Source organism: Lysobacter sp. HA18 (assembly GCF_054057595.1).
Window position 1 is genome coordinate 486,994 of sequence record NZ_JBSRZL010000001.1, and the last position, 21,390, is coordinate 508,383.

A 21,390-nucleotide genomic window follows, 5' to 3' on the forward strand; every position below is an offset into this window, starting at 1 on the left:
TGACCCAATGCATCGAGGCATTGCGGTCGCGCCGGGCGACCGCAGTGCGCGAGGCGTGCCTTACTTCGACATCTGTAGCAGCATCGACGACACCCAGCCCTTGTTGCCGAATTCGTCCTCGACTTCCCACATCGCGCCCTGCTTCTGGCCGGTGGGGTACAGCATCATGCCGACGTCGAGCGCGCGGACGACCTTGCCCTTGCCGGCGGCGTCGCTGAACAAGCGCGCGGGCTTGGCGACCGTGACGGCCTGAGTCGAGTTGGCGGCGCTGGCGTTGGCCGGCAAGCCGCCGAGCTGGGCGATCACGTCGGTGTAGGCCTGTAGATAGGCGAGCGTGACGACTTGGCCGACTTCGGTGTTGGCGTAGCCCCCTGCACCCAGACCACCGAGCCCCGAACTGCCAAACAGCACGCCGCTGCCGGACCAGCCGAGGTCGGTCTTCTTGGCGTTGCCTTCGGCCATCGCGACCTGCTCGGACGAGCGCACGTCGGTGACGGTCAGGACGACGTTCGCCGTCTTGCTCTTGAAGTTCAGGCCGCCGATCGCGGCGCCCGCGCGTCCACCGACCAAGCCGCCGAGCAACCCGCCGATGTTGTTGCCACTCGCATTGTTGTTGGCGTTCACGAGGTCCGGGACCATCACGTAGTCCGCAGCCTTGATCTGGCCCTTGCCGATGTTTGAGCGATTGCGCAGCTCGCCGCTGGACGCGAGTTCGCGCTCGCGCATCGCTGCGTCCATGCCCATGCCACGGTCGACCAGCGTGAAGCAATGCGACTTCGCGACGAAGAGCTTGATGAGCTTGCTGGGCGCTTCGAGCTGCTGGCCGGACCACCAGTTGGTGCCGTGCTCGGGCTCGATCACCGACAGCGTGCCGAGCGGGCGCGCGCAGGTCGGAATCTGCCCGGTCTGCTGCTGGCGCGTCTCGTCGATGCTCGCGGCGGCCGCCGGCAGGGCGATGAAGGCGAGGGCGATAAGTGCGGTGTTCCGAACGGTCATGCGTCGAGCTTCCTGGCTGCTGGGTGGTCGGCGCGGCGCGCCGGCCGCCAGCATAGCGGCAGTAAAGACGCCGCCGATCGGCTCGTCCCGCTAAGGATTCGCTAAGACGAAAAAGCCGGCGCGAGGCCGGCTTGTCCGTGGATCCGAGGCGTGGCGCTTACGAGTTCCACCACATCAGCAGCTCATGCCAGAGCCGCTTGAAGAAACCGGCTTCCTCGACCGCGTCGAGCGCGATCAGCGGGCGCTGCGCGAGTACCTGGTTGCCGAGCATCACGCGCACGCTGCCGATCTTCTGGCCCTTCGCGATCGGGCCGACGAGCTGCTTCGGGACGTCCATCACCGGCTTGAGCTGCTGGTAGCGGCCGCGCGGCAGGGTGACCATCATCGGCTCGGACAGGCCGAGGCGGACCTGGTCTTCCTTGCCCTTCCAGACCTTCTGCACCGCGACCTGCTTGCCGGCGTCGTAGAGCTTGTGCGTCTCGAAGAAGCGGAAGCCCCAGTTGAGCAGCGCCTGGCTGTCGTCGACACGATTGGGTTCGCTGGGCTCGCCCATCACCACCGAGATCAGGCGCTGGTCGCCGCGCTGCGCCGAGCCCATAAGGCAGTAGCCGGCGGTCGCGGTGTGGCCGGTCTTGATGCCATCGACCGACGGGTCGCGCCACAGCAGGCGGTTGCGGTTGCTCTGCGTGATCGGGCCGACCGTGTATTCCTTGATCTTGTTGAGCGAGTACGACTCCGGGTAGTCGTGGATCAGCGCGCGCCCGAGCAGCGCCAGATCGTGCGCCGTCGTGTAGTGGCCTTCGGCCGGCAGGCCATCCGGGTTCGCCCAGTGCGTGTGCTTGAGGCCGATGCGCGCGGCGTAGGCGTTCATCAGCGACGCGAACGCGTCCTCGCTGCCGGCGATGTGCTCGGCGAGCGCGATGGCGGCGTCGTTACCCGACTGCACCACCATGCCCTTTTCCATCTCGATCAGCGGTGCGGTCTTGTTGACCTCGAAGCCCGAGTACGAACCCTCGGTGCCGGCGCCGCCTTTGCGCCACGCGTTCTCGGTCATCATGACCTGATCCTCGCGCTTGACCTTGCCAGCCTTGAGCTCGGCGGCGACCACGTAGCTCGTCATCACCTTGGTGATGCTCGCCGGCTCGACCTGCGCGTCGTAGTTCTGGCCCGCGAGCACGTTGCCGCTCGCGTAGTCCATCAGGATCCAGGCCTTGGCGTTCACGGCCGGCGGCGGCGGAACGGGCAGCTCGTCGATCGCGGCCGGCGGCGGCGTGTTGTTCGGCACCGGGCCGGTCTGGGCGACGGCCAGGCCGAGCGACAGGGTGAGACCGGCGGCAAGCAGGCCGGCGAGACGGGCGGGGGACTTCATCGGGACGGGACTCCGGGCCGGCAGGGCGGCGGTCGAACGGATGCGGATGGACATTCTGGACGCACGGACGCCGCGGGCAAACCCGCGCGGCGACTCAATCGTGCACGCGTTGCGGCGTGGCGAAGCCTAGACCGCGGACACGCGCGGCGAGTTCCGCCTCGCCAGCGGCGGGAAGCGGGCCGATGCGCAGGCGCCAGATCGGCTGGCCCTTGGCGACGGCATCAAAGAGTTGCGCGCCGGCGATGCCGGCATCGCGCAGCGTGGCGAGCGCGCGATCGGCGTTGTCGCGCGCGGAGAAGCTCGCGACCTGCAGGGTGATCGCGTCGTCGATCGATGCGGTGGCGGCGGGTGTAGTGAACGTAGGTGCGCTGACGACAGGCGCGCTCGCAGTTGGGGGCAGTGGCGTTACGGCGACGGACGTTGTCGGCGCGGCGAGCGATGCGGACGTCACGACCGTCTGCGTCGCGCTCGGCATCGTCACCGTCGTGCGCTCGGCCGTCGCGACCTGCGTGGTCGACGGCACGATCGTCGCCGGCTTGCCCGTCGCGACATGCACGCCGCGCTGCGCCATCCAGTCCTCGAAGCCCTGCGTTTGCGTGCTGCCGTCGGCCGGGCGCACCGCATAACGGTAGTCGCGCGTGGCGACGTCGAGCGCAGTCGGTGTCGGCTTCGGTTGTGTCGCAGGCGCCGGCGTCGTCGACGCGAATGTCGTGCCGGTCGCCGGGTCGCCCGGCTGCAGCGCTTCGACGCGCACCCGCCCCGTGCCGGCCGGATAGATGCCGAGCTTCACCGCGGCCGCAAGACTCAGGTCCATGACACGGCCGTCGTGGAACGGCCCGCGATCGTTGATGCGCACCACCACCGACTTGCCGTTGCCGAGATTGGTGACGCGCGCGAAGCTCGGCAGCGGCAGCGTCTTGTGCGCCGCGCTGAAGGCGTACATGTCGTACACCTCCCAGTTCGACGTGCGGCGGCCGTGGAATTTCTCGCCGTAGTACGACGCCAGGCCTTCCTCGACGAAGCCATGCGTGTCGTCGAGTACGCGGTATTCCTTGTCGAGCACCGTATAGACCGGCTTGTTGCCGAGCTTGGAACGCGGCAGCGACACGACCTGCGGTTCCGGAATACACGCGACATCCGGAATCGCGGTCGGCACGCGATCGTTCTCGTCGGGCCGGTACAGCCCGCCGGCGACGTAATCGCCGCGCTTGCTCAGGTCTTCCTCGGCCGGCTGGTACCAGCTGCAGTCATGGCCCGCAGGCGACGGCGACGGCCGCACGACCGATGCGGTCGACGACGGCGGTGCCGATGACGGGCGTGGAGCGCTTGCGCAGGCGGCAAGGCCCGCGCAGACCAGCACGACGACGAGCTTCTTCATGGGGCCGGAGCAGTTCCGGTTGCGGCGGCAGGAAGCGGCGGTACATCGCGGCCGGCGATCGATTCGGCCAGCTGGTACACCGCCATCGCGTAATGCTTCGAGATGTTATAGCGGGTGATCGCGTAGAAATTGCGGAAGCCGAGCCAGTATTCGACACCGTTGGCGCCGTCGAAACGCAGCGGCACCGCGCTCACGCCCGGCGGCACCGATGCAAGCGGCCGATAACCGCGTGCCTGCAACTCGCTCATCGTGTAGATCGGATCGAGCGCTTCGGGCTCGAAGGTCTGTGCCGACGGATCATGGGTCACGCGCACCGCGATCGGCCCGCCGCGTACCCAGCCGCCCTTCTTCGCGAAGTAGTTGGCGATCGACGCGAACACGTCGGCCTTGTTGTCGAACAGGTCGCGACGCCCGTCGCCGTCGCCGTCGACCGCGAACTCGCGATAGCTCGACGGCATGAACTGCCCCCAGCCCATCGCGCCGGCATAGCTGCCCTTGAGCTGGGTGATGTCGAAACCGGTTTCCTTGCCGAGCGCGAACAGTTGGCCCAGCTCGCCACGGAAGAACTGCTCGCGCTGCTCCTCGCGCGCCGCCTTCGCCGGATCGCCGCTGCGCGGGTACGCGAAGGCGAGCGTGTACAGCGCATCGACGACCGGATAGCTGCCCTTGTTCGCGCCGTAACTGGTTTCGACGCCGATGATCGCGGTGATGATCTCGGCCGGCACGCCGTAGCGCGCTTCGGCGCTGGCGAGGTCGCTGCGGTTGTCGGCGTAGAACTGGCGACCGGCGTTGATGCGCGCATCGGTCAGGAAGATCGGCCGGTAGTCGCGCCACGGCTTGGCTTCGGCCGGCCGCGACATTGCGGTGACGATCGAATCGCGGATCTGTGCCTTCGCCAGCACCGACTGGATGTACGCCGAATCGATGCCGTACTGCTTCGCGGTGTCCTGCACGAACTTCGCGCGCGCGGCTTCGAACGGAACGCGCGCCGGAACCGGAGGCGGCGGAGGCGGCGTCACCACCGGCGGTGGCGTGGTCGGCACGGTCGGCGGCGGCACCGCGCAGGACGCGGCGGCGAGTGCGATCGCGCAGGTGAGCGCGCGCAGAAGGGGGCGTCGGATCGTCGTCATCGTCGCGAGGTTATCACGCGATTTTCGCGCGAATCACACGTTTTACGGCCGCTACGGCGACGGTTCAGCGCGGTGACGCGAGGCGCGCCAGGCCGCTTGCGCGAGCGCGGCGCCGATCGCATCGGCGAGTGCATCGAGTGGATCGGCCGAGCGCGATGTCGTGAACAGGCCCTGCGCGATCTCGATCGCGATGCCGAACACGATCACCGTGACGAGCACGCGCAACCAGCGCGTCGGATACAGCCACGTGCCGTACGCCGCGAGCACCGCGTAGCCCAGCGCATGCTCGACCTTGTCCATGCCCTCGAACACCGGCGACGGGAGGTCGTGCGCGGGCAGCAGCGAACCGATCGTGATCGCGACATACATCGCGATCCACAGCGGCAGTGCCCATGCCGGACGCGATGTCACAGCCGATGGCTCAGGTCGCCGACGAGGAAAGCCGCGCCGAATTCGACATCCTTGGAAAAGCCCATCGCCTGGAAGCGCTCGCCCATTTCGCTGGGCAGCGTGAGGTGCTTGACCTCGTTGGTGCGACGCATGCGTTCGGCCTCGTCACCGATCTGCTCGATGCGCGACAGCACGCCGGCCAGCCCGTTGCCGAGCAGGAAGCTTGCCTGCGAACAGTAGCCGGCAAAATCGAAACCTGCCGCCAGCCCGGCTTCGCCGAGGGCAGTGAAATCGACCGATGCAGTCACGTCCTGCAGGCCCGGCCATGCGAACACGTCGTCGTGCATGCGGTGCCGATAGAACGCGCGCAGCGTGCCGTTGCTTCGATCGTCCGCGTAGAACTCGTCGCGCGCATAGCCGTAGTCGACGAACAGCATCGCGCCGCGCTTCATGCCGCCGGACACCGCCTGGATCCAGTACGGCAGTTGCGGCAGCACTTCAGAGACGTAACCGTCAGGCAGTGCGCGGCCGATGCGGCGTTCGATATGGCGTACGGATTGCACAAGCATCGAATCGCCGGGGCGCCACTGAGTCACGAAGCGCTCGCCGTCGCTGGCGACGTACTGCTCCATCACCTCGCTGTTGCGGATCGCGAAACGCGGCGTCGGCAGCGCATCGATCACTTCGTTCGCGAACAGCACGCCGTTCCAGTCGTGCGGCACCGGGCCGTCGACCCATTCGACCAGTTCGAACAGCATCGGATGCAGGCGTTCGAACAGCCGCGCGCGCTGGCGTTCGCGCAGCTGCGCCGACGGTTCGAGGATGAGATAGCGCGACGGCAGCGCGTCGAGTTCCAGCAGGCGCATCAACGCGACCTGCGCGAACGCACCGGTGCCACCGCCAAGTTCCAGCATCAGCGCGCCCGGTCCCAATTGCTGCAGCACCGGCGCGACCGCGTCGGCGACGCATGCGGCGAATACAGGGCCGAGTTCGGGTGCGGTCACGAAATCGCCGGCTTCGCCGAACTTCGTCGCACCCGCGCTGTAGTAGCCGAGGCCCGGCGCGTAGAGCGCGAGTTCCATGAAGCGCGAGAACGGAATCGCGCCGCCCGACGCGGCGATCTCCGCGTCGATATGCGCGGCGAGTTTGCGGCTGTGCGCCTGCGCCGCCTCGTCGGGCATCGGAAGCTCGGACGCAGCGCGCGCGGCAGGATCGATCGGCATCGGGACACGGGACATGGGAGACTCGCGCAGGATACGGGACGCGTGTCGAAAGGAGCGGTGATGCAGGCGATGGCGACGGGCGATGCACGCCCGGTGGTGCTGGTGACGGGCGCGGCGCGACGCATTGCCGCTGCGATCGTCCGACGGCTGCACGCCGCCGGCTGCGACATTGCGCTGCACTACCGCGGCTCGGCCGACGAGGCGCTCGCGCTGTGCAGCGAACTCGAGCGCGTGCGGCCGGGGTCGACGTTGCCGCTGCAGGCGGACCTCGCCGAGTTCGATCGTCTTGCCGAACTCGTCGCGAAAACCGTGGGCCGATTCGGCCGTCTCGACGGGCTCGTCAACAACGCATCGACGTTCCGCGCGACACCGCTCGGCAGCGTTACGCCTGCGCAATGGGACGACCTGTTCGCATCGAACGCGCGCGCACCGTTCTTCCTCGCACAGGCGGCCGCGCCGCACCTGCGCGCGACACGCGGCGCCATCGTCAACATCGCCGATATCTACGCCGACCGGCCGCTGCCGCAGCATTCGATCTATTGCATGGCCAAGGCCGCGCTGGTGATGGCGACCAAGTCGCTCGCGCTTGAACTCGGCCCGGACGTGCGCGTCAACGCGATCGCACCGGGCGCGATCCTGTGGCCGGAAAACGACGGCGACACCGCCGCGCGCGACGCAATGCTCGCGCGCACGCCGCTCGGTCGCACGGGTACGCCCGAGGACATCGCCGATGCCGTGCGCTGGCTGCTGTTCGATGCCGCCTACTGCACCGGCCAGGTCATCGCGATCGACGGCGGCCGCACCATCGCCGGCGGCTAGGCCTCGACCGCCCGTGGCCGCAGGCCTAAAGTCGGCTCGACCCGTCGAAGAAGCAGCGCCATGGCCGACTCCGTGATGCCCGGCGATCTGGTGCGCATCGCACCCGGCAACGATCTGCCGCTGCATGCCGCACGTGCCGCAGTGACGACGGCGATCCGCGAGACGTGCGAGGCCGGCGGTCGCAAGCTCCTCGTCGACTTCGTGAACTGGCGCGGCAACGAAAACCCGTCGCTCTCGCTGCGCATCGACAGCGTCTTCGAATGGGCGACCGCCGCCGAGTCCGCGCCGGGTTTCGTCATGGCGCTGGTGATGCCGCCACATCTGGTCGATCCGGGGCGCATCGGCTTCATCATCGGCCGACGCATCGGTTTCAACTTCGATGTATTCGGCGACGTCGACGAGGCGATCGCGTGGATCGAGGCCGAAGCCTTGTCGTTGCCGGCGATGCCGAACGATCGCTAGGCGCGCTCAGTCGAGCGACACGACCTCGCCCGGCATTCCGTAGTCCGCGTGCGCCCGCCACAGCTGCGAAAGCGTGCGATCAGCACCCGGCACGATCACATCCGGTGCGATGTCGGCGAGCGGACGCAGCACGAACGCGTGCTTCAGCTCGGGGCGCGGAATGCGCAGGTTGCCCGCGCCATCGAGCACGCGGTCGTCGAACAGCACGATGTCGATGTCGAGCGTGCGGTCGGAAAAACGCGGGCCGCTGCGGTCGCGACCGTGCGCATCCTCGAGCGCATGCAGCCAGTCGTTGAGTGCCTGCGGCTCGAGGTCGCTGTCGATGATCGCTGCCGAGTTGAGGAACGCAGGACCGTCGAAACCGACCGCGGGCGTGCGATAGGCCGGCGATGTGACGACATCACCGAAGCGTGCGCGCAGTGCGTCGATCGCCGCACGCAAATGACGCTCCGGCTCGACGTTACTGCCGAGGCTCAGGTACGCGCGGCCGCTCATGCCGCGCGCGAGCGTTCGATCATCACGCCGACGGCGCGTGCCCCGCGAACGGCGCCGGGTTTGCTCAGCTTCAAGCGCAGGTGCTGCACGGGAAATTCGGTCAAGACGAGCTCAGCCACGCGTTCGGCCAGTGTTTCCACCAGCCCGAAACCCGATGCGGCGACATAATCGCGAATGCGCGTGCTCACGTCCTTGTAGTTGAGCGTGTGCGCGATGTCGTCGCTCGCAGCCGGGATGCGGTTGTCGAAGGCCATCTCGAGGTCGAACACCAGCCGCTGGCGCACGCGGCGCTCCCAGTCGTAGATGCCGATCAGCGCCTCGATCTCGAGGCCTTCGATGAAGACGTGGTCCATGGCGGCATCCCGTTGCGGTGCGGCGATGCTACGGACGCCGGCCCCGATGTCCACTCACGCCGGCACGAGGTCCACCGCAGGCAGCGTCGACATGTCCCAGCGCGGCGTGACGTGCACGCCGAGATCCGCGTGCTGGCCGGCCTGCAGCCGCAGCGCGCCGGCGAACGCGATCATCGCGCCGTTGTCGGTGCACAGCACGGGCGGCGGGAAGCCGACGATCGCGTCGCGCTTGGCCGCCAGGTCCTGCAGCTTCGCGCGCAGCCGGCGGTTCGCACCGACGCCACCGGATACGACGAGCCGACGGAAGCCGGTTTCGTCGAGCGCACGTGCGCATTTGATCGCGAGCGTGTCGACCACGGCGTCCTCGAATGCGCGCGCGATATCCGCGCGGGTCGCGTCGCTCTGGTCGGACGCGCGCCACGCCAGCAGTACCTGCGTCTTGAGCCCGCTGAAGCTGAAATCGAGGCCGGGACGATCGGTCATCGGGCGCGAGAACTTGAATGCGCCGGGGCGGCCGTGCTCGGCGATCGCGGCGAGCTGTGGGCCGCCGGGATACGGCAGGCCCATCAGTTTCGCGGTCTTGTCGAAGGCCTCGCCGGCCGCGTCGTCCAGCGTTTCGCCGAGCAGGCGGTAGCGGCCGATGGCGTCGACACCGACCAGCTGCGTGTGCCCGCCGGACACCAGCAGCGCGACGAAGGGTTCGGGCGCGAGTCCGGCGTGCAGCGCGTTCCGCTGGTCCGCATCGTCCATCAGCGGCGCCAGCAGATGGCCTTCCATGTGGTGGACGGCGACCGCCGGCACATCCAGCGACCAAGCCAGAGCGCGCGCCACACCGGCGCCCACGAGCAGCGCGCCGACCAGTCCCGGTCCGGCCGTGTAGGCGACGCCGTCGAGGTCGGTGGTGGCGACGCCGGCCTCGGCCAGCGTCTGCCGGATCAGCGGCAGCGTCTTGCGCACGTGGTCGCGGCTGGCGAGCTCGGGCACCACGCCGCCATACTCGGCGTGCAGCGCAATCTGGCTGTAGACGGCATGCGCCAGAAGGCCGTCCGTCGTGTCGTACACGGCGATCCCGGTCTCGTCGCAGCTGGTCTCGATCCCCAGGATTTTCAAAGACTTGGCCTCGGTCCGGCGGTCATCCCCGGCCCCGGCAGGGGCGGCATGACGAAAAAGTGAGAGCAGCGGCTTGCGATGCCGCTAGGCAGGCCGATATCATAGGCGGCTCGCCTGCCTCGTGGCCGGCGGTTCCTATACACCGAGATTCCTATGCCGAGCGTCAAAGTCCGCGAAAACGAGCCTTTCGAATTTGCCCTGCGCCGTTTCAAGCGCACCTGCGAGAAGGCTGGCGTGCTCGCTGAAACCCGCAAGCGCGAGTTCTACGAAAAGCCGACGCAGGAGCGCAAGCGCAAGGCGGCTGCGGCCGTGAAGCGTCAGTCGCGCCGTTCGTCGCGCGACGTGACCAAGCGCCAGCGCATGTACTGATCCGCGACGCCGGTTCGCCGGCGCGCGTTGATGCAGCACAAGAAAGCCGACCACGCCCCGCGTGGCCGGCTTTTCTGCGTTCGGATGTCAGCGGGACGAGGCCGGTTGAGTTGCGTGCGCTACTAAACCACCGACCGCTCCCGTCGGACGCGCTGAGGTAGTCACCGCGAATGCGTAACCGCTAGTGGTGGTTTGGGCTCGACGATGCCGGCGCCGGCTTGGCTGAGGCCGCATCGGGCTTGCCCGGCCTCGCCGCCTCACGCGGGTGCTGAGGGAAATCCGCCGCGAGCTCGGCATCCATCCGAACCGGCCGTGCCCAGCGGTCGTAGGTCGCGACGATGTCGCGCTTGAGCGCATGCAGGCCGGGCGATCCGGACGTCAGGCCCAGCTGCTTCGCAAGCGCATCCCAGCCCGGCGGCGGATCCTTGGCGCGCAGGTCGGCGACGCTTCGGCAGGGCTGGCCCGATTGCTGCGCGAGGCTGCAGGCGTAGTAGACGTCGCCCGGCGTCCAACCCGGGCGCGCGAGCAGTTCCTGCACGAGTTCGCGCGGCGCGCGGTGATAGCGGGCCATCTCGTCGACGAAGGCGTCGTGGTACGTCGCTGCGTAGCTGTCGATGTCGACCAGGCGCGCATCGATCCATGCGTCGCCGGTATGACGATCACCGGCGGATGCCGCCTGCGCGAACGCCCCGCCGGAAGCGAGCAGACCGGCGATCAGCAGTGTGGCGGTGCGAAGACGGGTCATGGCGTGGGCTCGGTGCAGGCGGCGTCGATCATGCGCGCGGTGGTGTCGCAGTGCCAGCGACATGCGAAAAAGCCACGGCCGTGAGGCCGTGGCTTCCGGAGCACATCTGCAGGAACGGATCAGCGACCGTAATAACCCTTCTGGTCATAGCGCGGGTCGTAGTACTCGGCCTTGCACTTGCCGTTCTTTTTGCACTTCACGCGCTGCGCCTGTTGCGTCTGGCGGTAGTAGCCATTGGCACGGCCATACGGCTGTGCAGTGCGATAGCCTGTGTTGTAGTACGAATTGTTGTAGTTGCCGTTGTTGTAGTAGTTGCTGTTGTAGCCGTTGTTGTACGCGTTGTTATTGACGACGCGGTAGTACACCGGGCGTCCGTAGGCATCCTGGCGCACGATCAGACGGTCGTCGGCGCTGTAGTTGCCGCCGCTGTAATACGGCTGGCCACCACGGAACGCGACGTCGGCGATGTTGACGATCATCTGCGTGAGCTGATCCATCGACTGCGCCTTGGCCGGGGCCGGCGCGAGCGATGCGACGCCAAGCGTGGCGGCGAGGACGGCAGGTGCGACCCAGCGGGTAAGAGCCATGGAATCCTCCAGTCGCCCCGCACCGTGCGGGACATGGGTCGACCATGCGCCCCCCGGAATGAATCCCTATTTAATTTCGCCGCAGGGTGCGGATCGGCTCAGCTCACGTTGTCTTTGCGGTCATCGCGCGTTCGATCTCGTCGAGCACGTCGAAGAGGCCAGCGGCGTTGTCGAGTGACCGCACGCGCGATGCATCGGCGACATGCGCTTCCCGCTCGTGCACCCACGTGAGGTGATACGGGATGTGCACGCCGTGGCCGCCCAGTTCGACGACCGGCGCGATGTCCGAACGCATCGCGTTGCCGACCATCACGAAGTCGCGCGCGTCGATGCCGAATTCGTCGAGCAGACGCGCGTACGTGCCGACATCCTTCTCGCTGACGATCTCGATGCGATGGAACAGGTCCGCGAGACCGGAGTCACGCACCTTCGCTTCCTGGTGGAACAGATCGCCCTTGGTGATCAGCACGACCGGCCATCGCGATGCAATGCGTTCGACCGCTTCGCGAATGCCCGGCAGCAACTCGACCGGATGCCGCAGCATGGTCTGCGCGAGCTGCACGATGCGATGGATGTCGGCGGCCGCGATCCGCGCGTCGGTGATCTCGATGGCGGTTTCGATCATCGACAGCGCCATGCCTTTCACGCCGTAGCCGAACACAGCGATGTTGCGCTTCTCGACCGCGTACAAGCGCTGGTGCAACGCCTCGCCACGCAGTTCGACATACGGCGCGACGATCGATTCGAACGTCGCCTGCGCCTGCGCGAAATAGTCTTCGCTTCGCCACAGCGTGTCGTCGCCGTCGAAGCCGATCATCTTCAGTGTCATGCGCGGATTATCGCAGACAGCCCCTCACGCCTCGTGTACCCGGCGCGCGCCACGCTGCCGCGATCCGGCACGTCCGCAACGCGTGCACATGAGGAGTCGCGATGAAGACCCGCCACGTCTACAGCACCACCGACCTCGACATGACGCGCGCCGCGATGAACGCTGCGCGCAACGCGGGTATCGGCGAGGAATGCCTGATGCTCGTCGCGCGCTCGGACATCGAGCTCGACGCGATCTCGAACGATCACAAGGAAGCCGACAGCGACGCCATACCCGGTGCTATCAAGGGCATGGTCGCCGGCGGCGCCACCGGCCTGCTGCTCGGGCTCGCTGCGATGGTGTTTCCACCGGTCGGCATCACGCTGGCAGGCGCGGGCATCGCTGCGCTGGCGGGGGCGGGCATCGGCGGTTTCTCGTCGGCGCTGTTCGGTTCGGGCCTGCCGGATCCGGTGCGTCAAAAATTCCACGACGAAATCGCCGCGGGGCGCATCCTCTTGGTCACCGACAGCGACCTGCCGACCCACCAAGCCGCGCGACCGGCGATCGAAGCCACCGGCGCGACGCTGCTGCCGTTCGAGCAGTCGACCAGCACGCTGCGCTGATCAGACGCTGCAGGCGCGCAATAGAACGTTGACCAGGATGGTCAGCACGACGGAGATGATGAGGCTCGGCAGGCAGCCGACAAGACGGACGCGGGCGGGCATGCATGACCCTGGCGATGGGCGGGCCGCGATGCTCCGGCGCGCGTGGTGAATGCGTCGTCGCACCGGCGGCGCGGGCGAACGCTTACGCGTGCGTTCTACCGGCGCGATCCGCGCATCGTCGCGGTCGAGCTGCTCAACAAAGTGCTGGTGCGCGACGACGGCCGTCGCGGTCGCATCGTCGAAACCGAAGCCTACTGCGGCGCGGAGGATCCGGCGGCGCACAGCTATCGCGGCCCGACGCCGCGCACCCGCACCATGTTCGGCCCGCCGGGGCGGCTGTATGTCTACTTCACCTACGGCATGCACTGGTGCTGCAACCCGGTCTGCGGCGAGGACGGCGAAGGCGTCGCGGTGCTGATTCGCGCGCTCGAGCCGCTCGATGGCCTGGAGCTGATGCGTGCCGCGCGACCTGCGGCGAAACGTGACGTCGATCTCTGTCGCGGGCCGGCGCGCCTGTGCGCTGCGTTCGACATTACCGGAGCGCAGGACGGCATCGACCTCATCACCGGCGTTGGCGGACTGAGAATCGTGGACGACGGCACACCTCCGCCCGAACAGCCCGTAAACGGCGGCCGGATCGGCATCCGTCACGCCGTGGATGCACCGTGGCGGTGGTACGTTCCTTGCACCCCGTTCGTCTCGAAAGCCTGAAACCCGTCACGGCCGACCGTTCAAGTCAGGAACGCGCCCGGCCGATAGAACGTTAGGGAGGACCACCTCCCGCTAGGCATGGCCGGAGGCGGCCGGAGATGGACTCGATGGGAACGGCATTGAACGCGATGAGGATGGAACGAGCACCGGCGGCAGAGCGGCAGCGCATCGGGCGCGCGCTCGGCGGTCTGCTCGATGCGTCCGACATCGCGGATTTCGCCGAGCGCGTCCAGTCGTATCTCGCCGACGAAGGCTTCGAGCGCGTCGCCGTCGTCTGGCGCACCGCGGGCAGCGATCTGCGCGGCACGTCGGAAGCCTGCCTGCTGGACGGCGATCTCGAACTCGCACGCTCGGCGCGTAGCAGCGACGACTGGGCGGTCGACCCGACGCGCAGTCGCATTGCCGCCTGCATCGAAGTGCAGGACAGCGGCGACGCGATCGGCGTGGTGCTCGACGGCCAGCCGCACATGCGCGCGCAGGTGCGCGAGCAGTGCGAACTGCTGGCGCCGGTTGCACGCGCGGTGTTCGAGAAGAATCGGCTCACCGAATCGATGCGGGCGCTCGAGCGCTCCGAGCAGCTGCAGTCGGCGCTGTTCCAGATCGCCGACATGGCGAGTTCGGAAATGGACCTCGAGGACATGCTGCGCGAGCTGCATGCGATCGTCGGCCGTTTCATGTACGCCGAGAACTTCTACATCGCGCTGTACGACGACACGCGCGACGCCATCCGCTTCATCTACCTGGTCGACACCGAAGACACGATCACGCGCCCGCCCAACGAGTTCATCTCGATGGACGTGCTGGAGCGCGGCCTGACCTGGTACGTGATCCGCGACAGGCATCCGTTGATGGGCTCGATGGATGCGATGCGCAAGCAGATCTCAGGGCCGATGCGCGACATCGGCATGGACGCCTACGACTGGCTGGGCGTGCCGATCCTGGTGGGCAACAGCGTGCGCGGCGTGCTCGTCGTGCAGAGCTACATCGAGCGTCCGCGCTACACGCAGGCCGACCAGGCACTGCTGGCGTACGTCGGCAGCCACATCCTCACCGCGCTGGATCGCAAGCTGCAGCAGGAAGAGCTCGAGCGTCGCGTCGAAGAGCGCACGCACGAACTCACCCTCGAAGTGCACGAACGCCAGCGCAGCGTGCGTATCCAGGAAACGCTGTACCGCATCGCCGAGCTGTCGCATACCGCGACCAACCTCGACGAGTTCCACGCGGCGGTGCACCGCATCGTCGGCGAGTTCCTGGACGCGCGTAACTTCTACATCGCGCTGATTTCCGACGACGGCGGCACGCTGCACTTCCCGTATTTCGTCGACCAGTACGGCAACAAGGCCGAGAGCCGGCCGGTAGGACGCGGGGTATCCGAATACGCGATGCGCTACGGCAAGCCGCTGCTGCTCGACATGACCGAGCCGGAGACGATCGAACACATCCGCGACCTGCAGCGTCGCGGCGAGCTCAATGTCATCGGCAAGGAGTCGGTCGCGTGGCTGGGCGTGCCGCTGGTGCTTGGCGATCGCGTCATGGGCCTGCTCGCGGTGCAGAGCTATACGCCGGGCGTGGGCTACACCGATCGCGATCGCGAACTGCTGACTTTCATCAGCTACCAGATCGCGAACGGCCTGGAGCGTCAGCGTGCCGCGGCCGAGCTCAAGAACGCATACGCCGACCTGGAGCGCCGCGTTGCCGAGCGCACCGTCGAGCTGTCCGAACAGATCGAGGTACGCGAACAGATCGAACAGCGCCTCAAGCACGAAGTGCTGCACGACTCGCTGACGGGACTGCCCAACCGCGCCTACCTGCGTGACCAGCTGGTTCGCGCACTCGCGCACCGCGAGCGTGATCCGCACTACCGCTTCGCTGTTCTGTTCATGGACCTCGACCGCTTCAAGGTCATCAACGATTCGGTCGGCCATCTGGTCGGCGACGCGTTGCTCAAGGAAGTCGCGCGCCGCTTCAGCAAGTGCGTGCGCGGCGGCCGCGACATGGTCGCGCGCCTGGGCGGTGACGAGTTCGCGATCCTGATGGAAGTCGATTCGCCGGAAACGGCGATGCGCATGGGCCAGCGCGTGATCGATGCGCTGAAGGAGCCGGTGCGGGTCGAAGGCAAGGAGTTGTTTTCCGGCGTGAGCGTGGGCATCACGCTGAGCAGCCCGCACTACACGTCGCCGGAAGATCTTCTGCGCGACGCCGACATCGCGATGTATCGCGCGAAGGCCGGCGGCCGTCATCGCATCGAGGTCTTCGACGAACAGCTGCACGAACAGGCGCTGCAGCTGCTCGAAGTCGAAAGCGACCTGCGTCGCGCGATCACGCGTCAGGAATTCGAGCCGTATTTCCAGCCGATCGTGCGCCTCGTCGATGGCGCAGTGGTCGGTTACGAAGCGCTGATCCGCTGGAACCATCCGGATCGTGGCGTGCTCGCCCCGGCGGCCTTCCTGCACGTCGCCGATGCGAGCGGCAGCATGGAAGCGATCGACTGGCAGATGTTCGAGCGCACGCTGGATCGCATCCCGCAGCTGCTCAAGCCCGGTCAGTACGTCAACCTCAACTTCTCACCGCGCCACTTCCGTTCGCAGGAACTCGACCAGCGCTTCCTGCAGCTCGTCGACGACAAGGGGGTGTCGCCGTCGCAGGTGCGCATCGAAGTCACCGAGGGCGCGCTGCTCGAGAATCCCGAGCAGATTGGCCTCGTCTTCAATCGCCTTCGCGAGAAGGGCGTGCTGATCGCGCTCGACGACTTCGGCACCGGCTATTCGTCGCTGAGCTACCTGCACCGCTTCAAGCTGCACACGGTGAAGATCGATCGCTCGTTCATCAGCGACCTGCAGATCGAGGAAGAAGGCGGCAGCACCGCCGTCGTCCGCGCGATCCTCGCGTTGTCGCGCGCACAGCGCCTTGAAGTGGTGGCCGAGGGCATCGAGACCGAAGCGCAGCGACAGGCGCTGATGGTGCTCGGCTGCGAACTCGGCCAGGGCTACTTCTTCGCGAAGCCGGCGTCGCTGGGATCCATCCTGGCGTCGCGCGGCCAGTGAAGTTCGCGACAGGCCCGCACCACGCGGGCCAGCGCATCGCCCGGAACGCCGGTGCGCACCGCGCGGCCGCCGCCGAATAGCGTGAACGACTTCGCGACCAGCATGCGGTCGAGGATGGGCGCGTCGAGCGCGATCTTCGACCGATAGCCGCCGGCAGCCGAGCGCTCCAGCGGATATTCCATGCCGATGCCGTCGGCGATCAGGCTGACCTGTTGCAGGTCGGACGGCAGCACCGAGCCATCGATGCGCAGCAGCACGCGCGGATCGCCGTGGTCGCATTGCAGGGTGATGCCCGAATCCCCGGGCGGGATCCGCCAGGCGGCCTGCGCGCCGACGCCATCGCCGCGCGCCTGCCAATGCCCGACCGTCTGCGAGGCAGGCGGGCTCGCAAACGCCGCGAAGGCGCACACGAACGCCGCCAGCGCGAAGGCCAGTCGAATGGGTCGAGCACTGGAATGTGACGGACGTCTCATTAGCGTTGCTAACCTACCGTCCGGCCGTGGGCAGCGCGTGCATGGCGCGCGGATTTCCGACCGGCGGCGTTATGCGGGGCTCACCGCCCCATGGCCCCTGGCTAACGCGCGGGGCGACAGGATCGTGGACACACGAGGAGGTCGCCATGAGCAAAAACACCCACGAGAAGCACCTGCGCGACGCCGGTCGCGCCAATCCGCCGCCGGGTCCGGACGATCTGGGCGGTCGCACGCATGCGCTGCGCGCCGGCAAGGACGGCCCGACCCAGCGCAAGTCCGTGCAGCCCCACGAATCGCCGACGCGCGATGCCGGCCGCGACGACCGCCGCGACGGCAGCGACAGCAACCCGAGCTGAGGAGACGAGCATGCGAACCGACCCGGCAGAACGCCGCGCCACCCAGGAATCCGGCCGCAAGGACGAGGCGCGCGATCTCGATCGCCACGGCCAGAAGGTTTCGCCCGCGAACCAGCCCGAGACGCAGGCTGAGGACGACGCTTCGGCGATCGACCGCACCCGCTCGCGCGATCCCGGCTTCGGCCGCGGCCACCACTGACCGCATGGCGATGAGCCGCGCCTACGTGGCGCAGGAACCCACGCGTGATGCGGTAGACGCCATGCGCGGCGACGTGCTTCTGGAATTCGGCGCGCCGTGGTGCCCGCACTGCCTCGCCGCCGAACCGCTGGTGGAGCATGTGCTGTCAACCCACGACGACGTCGCCCACCTGCGCATCGAGGACGGCCGCGGTCGTCCACTGGGCCGATCCTTCCGGGTGAAGCTTTGGCCGACGTTCGTGCTGATGCGCGACGGCGTGGAGTACGCGCGCGCCGTACGGCCGCGATCATCGCGCGATGTCGAAGCGCTGTTCGACGAGTGACCGGATCCGGCGAAACATCATCGACGGCCCGACCACCGTGCGCCGCGTGGCATCGACACTTCGAACACGCAGCACATGCGCGGTCGTCGCGTCCATTACCGCCGCCTGACTCGGGATACCCCGAGTCAGTTTCCAGCGGGGTGGCGTTGCCTAGATTCGGGTCGTCTTTCCCCGAACGAGTTCGCCATGAACCTCATCCGTTCCCTCGCCGTCACCGCCCTTCTTTCCGCCGCCGTTGCCGCGCCCGCCGTGCAGGCCCAGCCGCGCTGCCACGATCGCGTCGTCTATCACAAGAAGCCCGTGCAGGATCCGCATCGCGTGACCGGCACCGTGCTCGGCGCCGCGCTTGGTGGCCTGGTCGGCCATCAGATCGGTGGCGGCACCGGCAAGGATCTCGCGACGGTCGGTGGCGCGGTTGCCGGCGGCGTGGCGGGTCACAAGATCCAGCGCCATCGCCAGGACCGCACCTACAAGGAAGTCGTGCGCGTCTGCGATTGACCGATACGTTGTGTCCGCGGCGACGGCGTGATGCCGTCGCCGCGCGTGCGTAAACTGCCCGGCCCACGCACGACCTGCTGCCGATGAGCGCCTATTCCGAGATCGCCGACGCCATCGTCGACCATGCCGATGCGATCGCACGCCTCGATGCGCGCCGCCTCGACGAGGCTGCGTTCGAAGCGTCCGTCGCCGAGCATGTGCACGCGATCCGCGTGCTCGCCGTCTCCCATATCGATCCGCGCGCGGACCGTGCCTTCTTCAAGGCAATCAAGGCCGCGACGCTGCGCGTGGCCGGTGTGTTCGTGCATATCCCGGACGGGATCATCGAGTTCATCGTCGACACTGCACGTGGCCAGCGACGCTTCGACCTGTGGAACGCCAAGGAACTGCGCGAGGGCGGGCCCGGTTGAGGCTCAGCGCGACGCGTCGTTGATGCGCCTGCAGGCCGTCTCGCAGCGGTCGCGTCGGCCTTCGACCACGCGCACCGGTGCCGGAAACAGTTCGCCGACGTGCAGCTCGCAGGTGAAGTAGGGATCGCCGTCGCTGTTCTTACCTTCGACCACTTCCGCTCGCGGCCGATCGCGCGCCGCGAAACGATGTTCGACCGCGCGGAACGGAAATCGCTGGCGCACCGACAGTCTGCCGTCGTCGAACAACTGCACGCGCGTGCAGGCCTGCCGCGACGCAACGATCGCAAGCGCCATGCCCGCGATCCAGAACGCGGTGAAGATCGCGGCGATCACGAGTGGTGACCGCAGCGACGGCGATCCGTCGCGCAGCAGCACCCACGTCATCACCAGCAGCATCGCGTTCCATACGACGGTCATGACCCACATGAACGCGGCGGTCCCATTGCGGTAGGTCATTGGTGCCATCGCGAGCGCCTTGCGCGTCAAAGCAGGTGTCGCAACGCGGGCAGGTACTTCTCGCTCGATCCGGTATTCACTGCGACCACGCGTTCGCCGCGGCGCACCAGGTCGCGATCGAGCAGCTGCGGCAACGCCGCGAGACACGCAGCACCTTCGGGGCTGATCCAGTCGTGCGTGCGTCGCCACGTGGCCGACAGCTCGTTCGCGATGTCCGCTTCGTCGACGGCGATCGCAGCACCATCGCTCGCGCGGATGATCTGCAGCACGCGGAAATGGCCGACGCCGCCGGGCACATTGAGGCCGGTCGCGAGCGTCTGGCCCGCATCGACGACGGTCGTGTCGTCCGCACCCGCGTCGAACGCACGCACGAGTGGCGCGGTCACCGAGCTCTGCACGCACAGCATGCGCGGGCGTCTCGAATCGATGAGCCCGAGCGCCTCGAGTTCGTCCCAGGCCTTCCACATGCCGAGCACGCCGGTGCCGCCGCCGGTGGGATAGATCACCGCGTCGGGCAACGACCAGTGCGTGTCACCCGGCGCCGGTTCCGCGAGTTCGAGCCCCAACGATTTCTTCCCTTCGATGCGCCAACCCGGTTCCTGGAACGTCGCGACTGAGAAGTAGCCCTGCGGGATGTAGTGCTCTTTGAGGAACGCACCGGCTTCGCGGATGGTCGGGCCGACCAGCTCGAGCGTGACGCGATCAGGCCAGCGACGCGCGGCCGCGGCGACGCTGCCGAGAATCGGCATCGGCGTGTCGTCGGGCATCGCGACCACCACCGTCAGCCCGCCGGCGAGCGCATAACGCACCAGCGAGTCGCCGGCATTGCCCTGCGTCGGCACTGCGAGTTTCGTGAGGCCTAGACGACGCGCCTGCGCCGCGACCATCGCCATGCCGCGGTCCTTGAAGCTCTGCGTCGGGTTCGCGCCGTAGCCCGCGTGCGCCTTGCCTTCGTCCTTGAGCTGCAGCTGCACGCCCGCGGCGGCTGCAACGGGATGCGATGCGTAATCGAGCAATGGCGTCGCGCCTTCGCCGAGCGGTACGAGATGCGCGGCGTCGGCGGGATCATTCGCATCTAGCGCCATCAGCGCACCGAAGCGCCACATGTCGCGACGCTGCGGCCGATACCACGCCGCATCCGGTTGTTCGGCGGCGAGGCGTTCGAGATCCAGCACCATTTCGACCGGCCGACCATCCACCGGATCGAGGTTCATCGGCACGTCGGCGGAATACTCCACGCCGGACGCGATGCCGCGGACGCAACGCACGTAGCTCATGGATGGACGCTCAGGGACCGATGCGTCCGTATCGCAGGACGGCGCGCGGATTTCAACCGCAGCGGGCGCTCAGGCGATGACAGCGCCGCGTTCGGCTAGCAGTTCGCGCAACAACGAACGATGGCAGCGCGACTCGTCCGCGCAATAGCAGCCCACCGAGAAGTCCGTGGTGTGCGACAGCGCCGCGAGCGTGTCGAGCACATGGCGTGCTTCACCCTTCGACATCTCGCTGCGGTAGCGGCGTGCGAACCGCGTCAATTCGGCCCGCGTGGTCGCCGAGAGTGCGAGCGCGACGGTCTCGGGCTGCGGTGCGAGCGTCGGGAGCCAGACGTCATAGAAATCGCGCGATGCGAAGTCTTCCTTGCGAACGCCGCGCGGCGGGCGACGCACGGTGCCCAAGCGCGTGCCTTCGTTCGGCAGTCGCGGTGTACCGAGGCGGACGATGTGGACAGCCATGGCGCGCTCCGGAACGTGATGCACGATGCTCGCGCGTCGCGTCCCGGAGGCGCAAGCGGGCGTCAGGCGGCGCGACGCAGTTCGCGCGTGGGACGCGGGGCACGGCGGCGGTCGATGCCGACGTAGTTGCGGGTGATGACGGTGGGCATGCGGAACACGCGTGCACGTCGACGCATGCGCGCGTCGTCGTCGAGGTGTTCGCGATGCAGCGCATCGCCGGTGAGCAGCGAAAGAGCAAGCACCAGCGCGATCGTCAGCACGGTGCCGAGCAGCATGAAGGCGGACATGG

At 67.7% G+C, this 21,390-nt stretch carries 28 protein-coding genes; 11 read left to right on the forward strand and 17 right to left on the reverse strand.

Annotation, left to right across the window (positions count from 1 at the left end; translation table 11 throughout):
* Positions 1 to 60: 60 nt before the first annotated feature.
* From ACVWWW_RS02330 to ACVWWW_RS02355, 6 genes are all read right to left on the reverse strand, one after another.
* Positions 61 to 996, reverse strand: a complete 936-nt coding sequence (locus ACVWWW_RS02330) for a CsgG/HfaB family protein (protein WP_027084045.1) — start codon at positions 994 to 996, stop codon at positions 61 to 63.
* Between the two features lie 157 nt (positions 997 to 1,153).
* On the reverse strand, positions 1,154 to 2,365 hold the full coding sequence (locus ACVWWW_RS02335) for a D-alanyl-D-alanine carboxypeptidase family protein (protein ID WP_036143288.1): 1,212 nt from the start codon (positions 2,363 to 2,365) through the stop codon (positions 1,154 to 1,156).
* Positions 2,366 to 2,459: 94 nt separating this feature from the next.
* Positions 2,460 to 3,743, reverse strand: coding sequence for a septal ring lytic transglycosylase RlpA family protein (locus ACVWWW_RS02340; protein ID WP_027084043.1), 1,284 nt, complete (start codon positions 3,741 to 3,743; stop codon positions 2,460 to 2,462).
* Entirely contained in the window at positions 3,740 to 4,873 is a 1,134-nt protein-coding gene (mltB, locus tag ACVWWW_RS02345; RefSeq protein ID WP_051235613.1) for a lytic murein transglycosylase B, read from the reverse strand. The genes ACVWWW_RS02340 and mltB overlap by 4 nt, the downstream gene beginning before the upstream one ends.
* 51 nt (positions 4,874 to 4,924) lie before the next feature.
* On the reverse strand, positions 4,925 to 5,284 hold the full coding sequence (locus ACVWWW_RS02350; RefSeq protein WP_051235611.1) for a VanZ family protein: 360 nt from the start codon (positions 5,282 to 5,284) through the stop codon (positions 4,925 to 4,927).
* Positions 5,281 to 6,501: an SAM-dependent methyltransferase gene (locus ACVWWW_RS02355; protein ID WP_027084042.1), complete on the reverse strand. Its 1,221-nt coding sequence runs from the start codon at positions 6,499 to 6,501 to the stop codon at positions 5,281 to 5,283. The genes ACVWWW_RS02350 and ACVWWW_RS02355 overlap by 4 nt, the downstream gene beginning before the upstream one ends.
* A 54-nt stretch (positions 6,502 to 6,555) precedes the next feature.
* On the opposite strand from ACVWWW_RS02355, the gene ACVWWW_RS02360 reads away from it, so the two are divergent.
* Both ACVWWW_RS02360 and ACVWWW_RS02365 read left to right on the forward strand, forming a co-directional pair.
* Positions 6,556 to 7,305 carry a pteridine reductase gene (locus ACVWWW_RS02360; protein WP_027084041.1) on the forward strand — a complete coding sequence of 250 codons (750 nt, stop codon included), beginning with the start codon at positions 6,556 to 6,558 and terminating at the stop codon, positions 7,303 to 7,305.
* A gap of 60 nt (positions 7,306 to 7,365) precedes the next feature.
* Positions 7,366 to 7,767: a hypothetical protein gene (locus ACVWWW_RS02365; protein ID WP_027084040.1), complete on the forward strand. Its 402-nt coding sequence runs from the start codon at positions 7,366 to 7,368 to the stop codon at positions 7,765 to 7,767.
* 6 nt (positions 7,768 to 7,773) lie between these two features.
* Here ACVWWW_RS02365 and folK read toward each other — a convergent pair whose 3' ends face one another.
* The 3 genes from folK to tsaD are packed head-to-tail and all read right to left on the reverse strand — an operon-like array spanning position 7,774 to position 9,725.
* On the reverse strand, positions 7,774 to 8,262 hold the full coding sequence (folK, locus tag ACVWWW_RS02370) for a 2-amino-4-hydroxy-6-hydroxymethyldihydropteridine diphosphokinase (protein WP_027084039.1): 489 nt from the start codon (positions 8,260 to 8,262) through the stop codon (positions 7,774 to 7,776).
* The gene (gene folB, locus ACVWWW_RS02375) at positions 8,259 to 8,615 is read right to left on the reverse strand and encodes a dihydroneopterin aldolase (protein WP_027084038.1); all 357 of its coding nucleotides are present in this window, start codon (positions 8,613 to 8,615) and stop codon (positions 8,259 to 8,261) included. Before folB ends, folK begins: the two co-directional genes overlap by 4 nt.
* Before the next feature lie 54 nt (positions 8,616 to 8,669).
* Positions 8,670 to 9,725: a tRNA (adenosine(37)-N6)-threonylcarbamoyltransferase complex transferase subunit TsaD gene (gene tsaD, locus ACVWWW_RS02380; protein ID WP_027084037.1), complete on the reverse strand. Its 1,056-nt coding sequence runs from the start codon at positions 9,723 to 9,725 to the stop codon at positions 8,670 to 8,672.
* A 153-nt stretch (positions 9,726 to 9,878) separates the two neighbouring features.
* On the opposite strand from tsaD, the gene rpsU reads away from it, so the two are divergent.
* Positions 9,879 to 10,094 (forward strand): 30S ribosomal protein S21, encoded by a 216-nt coding sequence (gene rpsU / locus ACVWWW_RS02385; RefSeq protein ID WP_027084036.1) that lies wholly within the window; start codon positions 9,879 to 9,881, stop codon positions 10,092 to 10,094.
* A 181-nt stretch (positions 10,095 to 10,275) separates the two neighbouring features.
* Here rpsU and ACVWWW_RS02390 read toward each other — a convergent pair whose 3' ends face one another.
* From ACVWWW_RS02390 to ACVWWW_RS02400, 3 genes are all read right to left on the reverse strand, one after another.
* A complete protein-coding gene (locus ACVWWW_RS02390) occupies positions 10,276 to 10,839 on the reverse strand; it encodes a hypothetical protein (RefSeq protein ID WP_155914459.1) in 564 nt (187 codons plus the stop codon).
* Between the two features lie 119 nt (positions 10,840 to 10,958).
* Positions 10,959 to 11,426: a hypothetical protein gene (locus ACVWWW_RS02395; RefSeq protein ID WP_027084035.1), complete on the reverse strand. Its 468-nt coding sequence runs from the start codon at positions 11,424 to 11,426 to the stop codon at positions 10,959 to 10,961.
* Between the two features lie 103 nt (positions 11,427 to 11,529).
* The gene (locus ACVWWW_RS02400; RefSeq protein WP_027084034.1) at positions 11,530 to 12,255 is read right to left on the reverse strand and encodes an HAD family hydrolase; all 726 of its coding nucleotides are present in this window, start codon (positions 12,253 to 12,255) and stop codon (positions 11,530 to 11,532) included.
* A 101-nt stretch (positions 12,256 to 12,356) separates the two neighbouring features.
* Here ACVWWW_RS02400 and ACVWWW_RS02405 point away from each other — a divergent pair, with 101 nt between their 5' ends.
* The 3 genes from ACVWWW_RS02405 to ACVWWW_RS02415 all read left to right on the forward strand — a co-directional run bounded on the left by ACVWWW_RS02405 (position 12,357) and on the right by ACVWWW_RS02415 (position 16,654).
* Positions 12,357 to 12,857 (forward strand): hypothetical protein, encoded by a 501-nt coding sequence (locus tag ACVWWW_RS02405; protein ID WP_027084033.1) that lies wholly within the window; start codon positions 12,357 to 12,359, stop codon positions 12,855 to 12,857.
* A 147-nt stretch (positions 12,858 to 13,004) separates the two neighbouring features.
* Positions 13,005 to 13,610 carry a DNA-3-methyladenine glycosylase gene (locus ACVWWW_RS02410; protein ID WP_051235664.1) on the forward strand — a complete coding sequence of 202 codons (606 nt, stop codon included), beginning with the start codon at positions 13,005 to 13,007 and terminating at the stop codon, positions 13,608 to 13,610.
* A 134-nt stretch (positions 13,611 to 13,744) separates the two neighbouring features.
* Positions 13,745 to 16,654 (forward strand): EAL domain-containing protein, encoded by a 2,910-nt coding sequence (locus ACVWWW_RS02415; RefSeq protein WP_051235608.1) that lies wholly within the window; start codon positions 13,745 to 13,747, stop codon positions 16,652 to 16,654.
* Here ACVWWW_RS02415 and ACVWWW_RS02420 read toward each other — a convergent pair.
* Complete coding sequence (locus tag ACVWWW_RS02420) at positions 16,597 to 17,064, reverse strand: hypothetical protein (RefSeq protein ID WP_027084032.1); 468 nt, start codon at positions 17,062 to 17,064, stop codon at positions 16,597 to 16,599. The genes ACVWWW_RS02415 and ACVWWW_RS02420 overlap by 58 nt on opposite strands.
* A 209-nt stretch (positions 17,065 to 17,273) precedes the next feature.
* Here ACVWWW_RS02420 and ACVWWW_RS02425 point away from each other — a divergent pair, with 209 nt between their 5' ends.
* The 5 genes from ACVWWW_RS02425 (at position 17,274) to ACVWWW_RS02445 (ending at position 18,912) form a co-directional block, all read left to right on the forward strand.
* Positions 17,274 to 17,483 (forward strand): hypothetical protein, encoded by a 210-nt coding sequence (locus tag ACVWWW_RS02425; RefSeq protein ID WP_027084031.1) that lies wholly within the window; start codon positions 17,274 to 17,276, stop codon positions 17,481 to 17,483.
* Between the two features lie 10 nt (positions 17,484 to 17,493).
* Positions 17,494 to 17,682 carry a hypothetical protein gene (locus tag ACVWWW_RS02430; RefSeq protein WP_027084030.1) on the forward strand — a complete coding sequence of 63 codons (189 nt, stop codon included), beginning with the start codon at positions 17,494 to 17,496 and terminating at the stop codon, positions 17,680 to 17,682.
* Between the two features lie 4 nt (positions 17,683 to 17,686).
* Positions 17,687 to 18,004: a thioredoxin family protein gene (locus ACVWWW_RS02435; RefSeq protein WP_027084029.1), complete on the forward strand. Its 318-nt coding sequence runs from the start codon at positions 17,687 to 17,689 to the stop codon at positions 18,002 to 18,004.
* Positions 18,005 to 18,190: 186 nt separating this feature from the next.
* Positions 18,191 to 18,502, forward strand: a complete 312-nt coding sequence (locus ACVWWW_RS02440; RefSeq protein ID WP_051235605.1) for a glycine zipper 2TM domain-containing protein — start codon at positions 18,191 to 18,193, stop codon at positions 18,500 to 18,502.
* An 83-nt stretch (positions 18,503 to 18,585) separates the two neighbouring features.
* Positions 18,586 to 18,912 (forward strand): hypothetical protein, encoded by a 327-nt coding sequence (locus ACVWWW_RS02445; protein ID WP_027084028.1) that lies wholly within the window; start codon positions 18,586 to 18,588, stop codon positions 18,910 to 18,912.
* A 3-nt stretch (positions 18,913 to 18,915) separates the two neighbouring features.
* Here ACVWWW_RS02445 and ACVWWW_RS02450 read toward each other — a convergent pair whose 3' ends face one another.
* From ACVWWW_RS02450 to ACVWWW_RS02465, 4 genes are all read right to left on the reverse strand, one after another.
* Positions 18,916 to 19,377: a hypothetical protein gene (locus ACVWWW_RS02450; RefSeq protein ID WP_155914458.1), complete on the reverse strand. Its 462-nt coding sequence runs from the start codon at positions 19,375 to 19,377 to the stop codon at positions 18,916 to 18,918.
* 17 nt (positions 19,378 to 19,394) lie between these two features.
* Positions 19,395 to 20,645: a threonine synthase gene (locus ACVWWW_RS02455; RefSeq protein WP_027084026.1), complete on the reverse strand. Its 1,251-nt coding sequence runs from the start codon at positions 20,643 to 20,645 to the stop codon at positions 19,395 to 19,397.
* A 69-nt stretch (positions 20,646 to 20,714) separates the two neighbouring features.
* On the reverse strand, positions 20,715 to 21,101 hold the full coding sequence (locus ACVWWW_RS02460) for a DUF488 family protein, N3 subclade (RefSeq protein ID WP_027084025.1): 387 nt from the start codon (positions 21,099 to 21,101) through the stop codon (positions 20,715 to 20,717).
* Positions 21,102 to 21,163: 62 nt separating this feature from the next.
* The gene (locus ACVWWW_RS02465) at positions 21,164 to 21,388 is read right to left on the reverse strand and encodes a hypothetical protein (RefSeq protein WP_027084024.1); all 225 of its coding nucleotides are present in this window, start codon (positions 21,386 to 21,388) and stop codon (positions 21,164 to 21,166) included.
* Between the last annotated feature and the right edge of the window lie 2 nt (positions 21,389 to 21,390).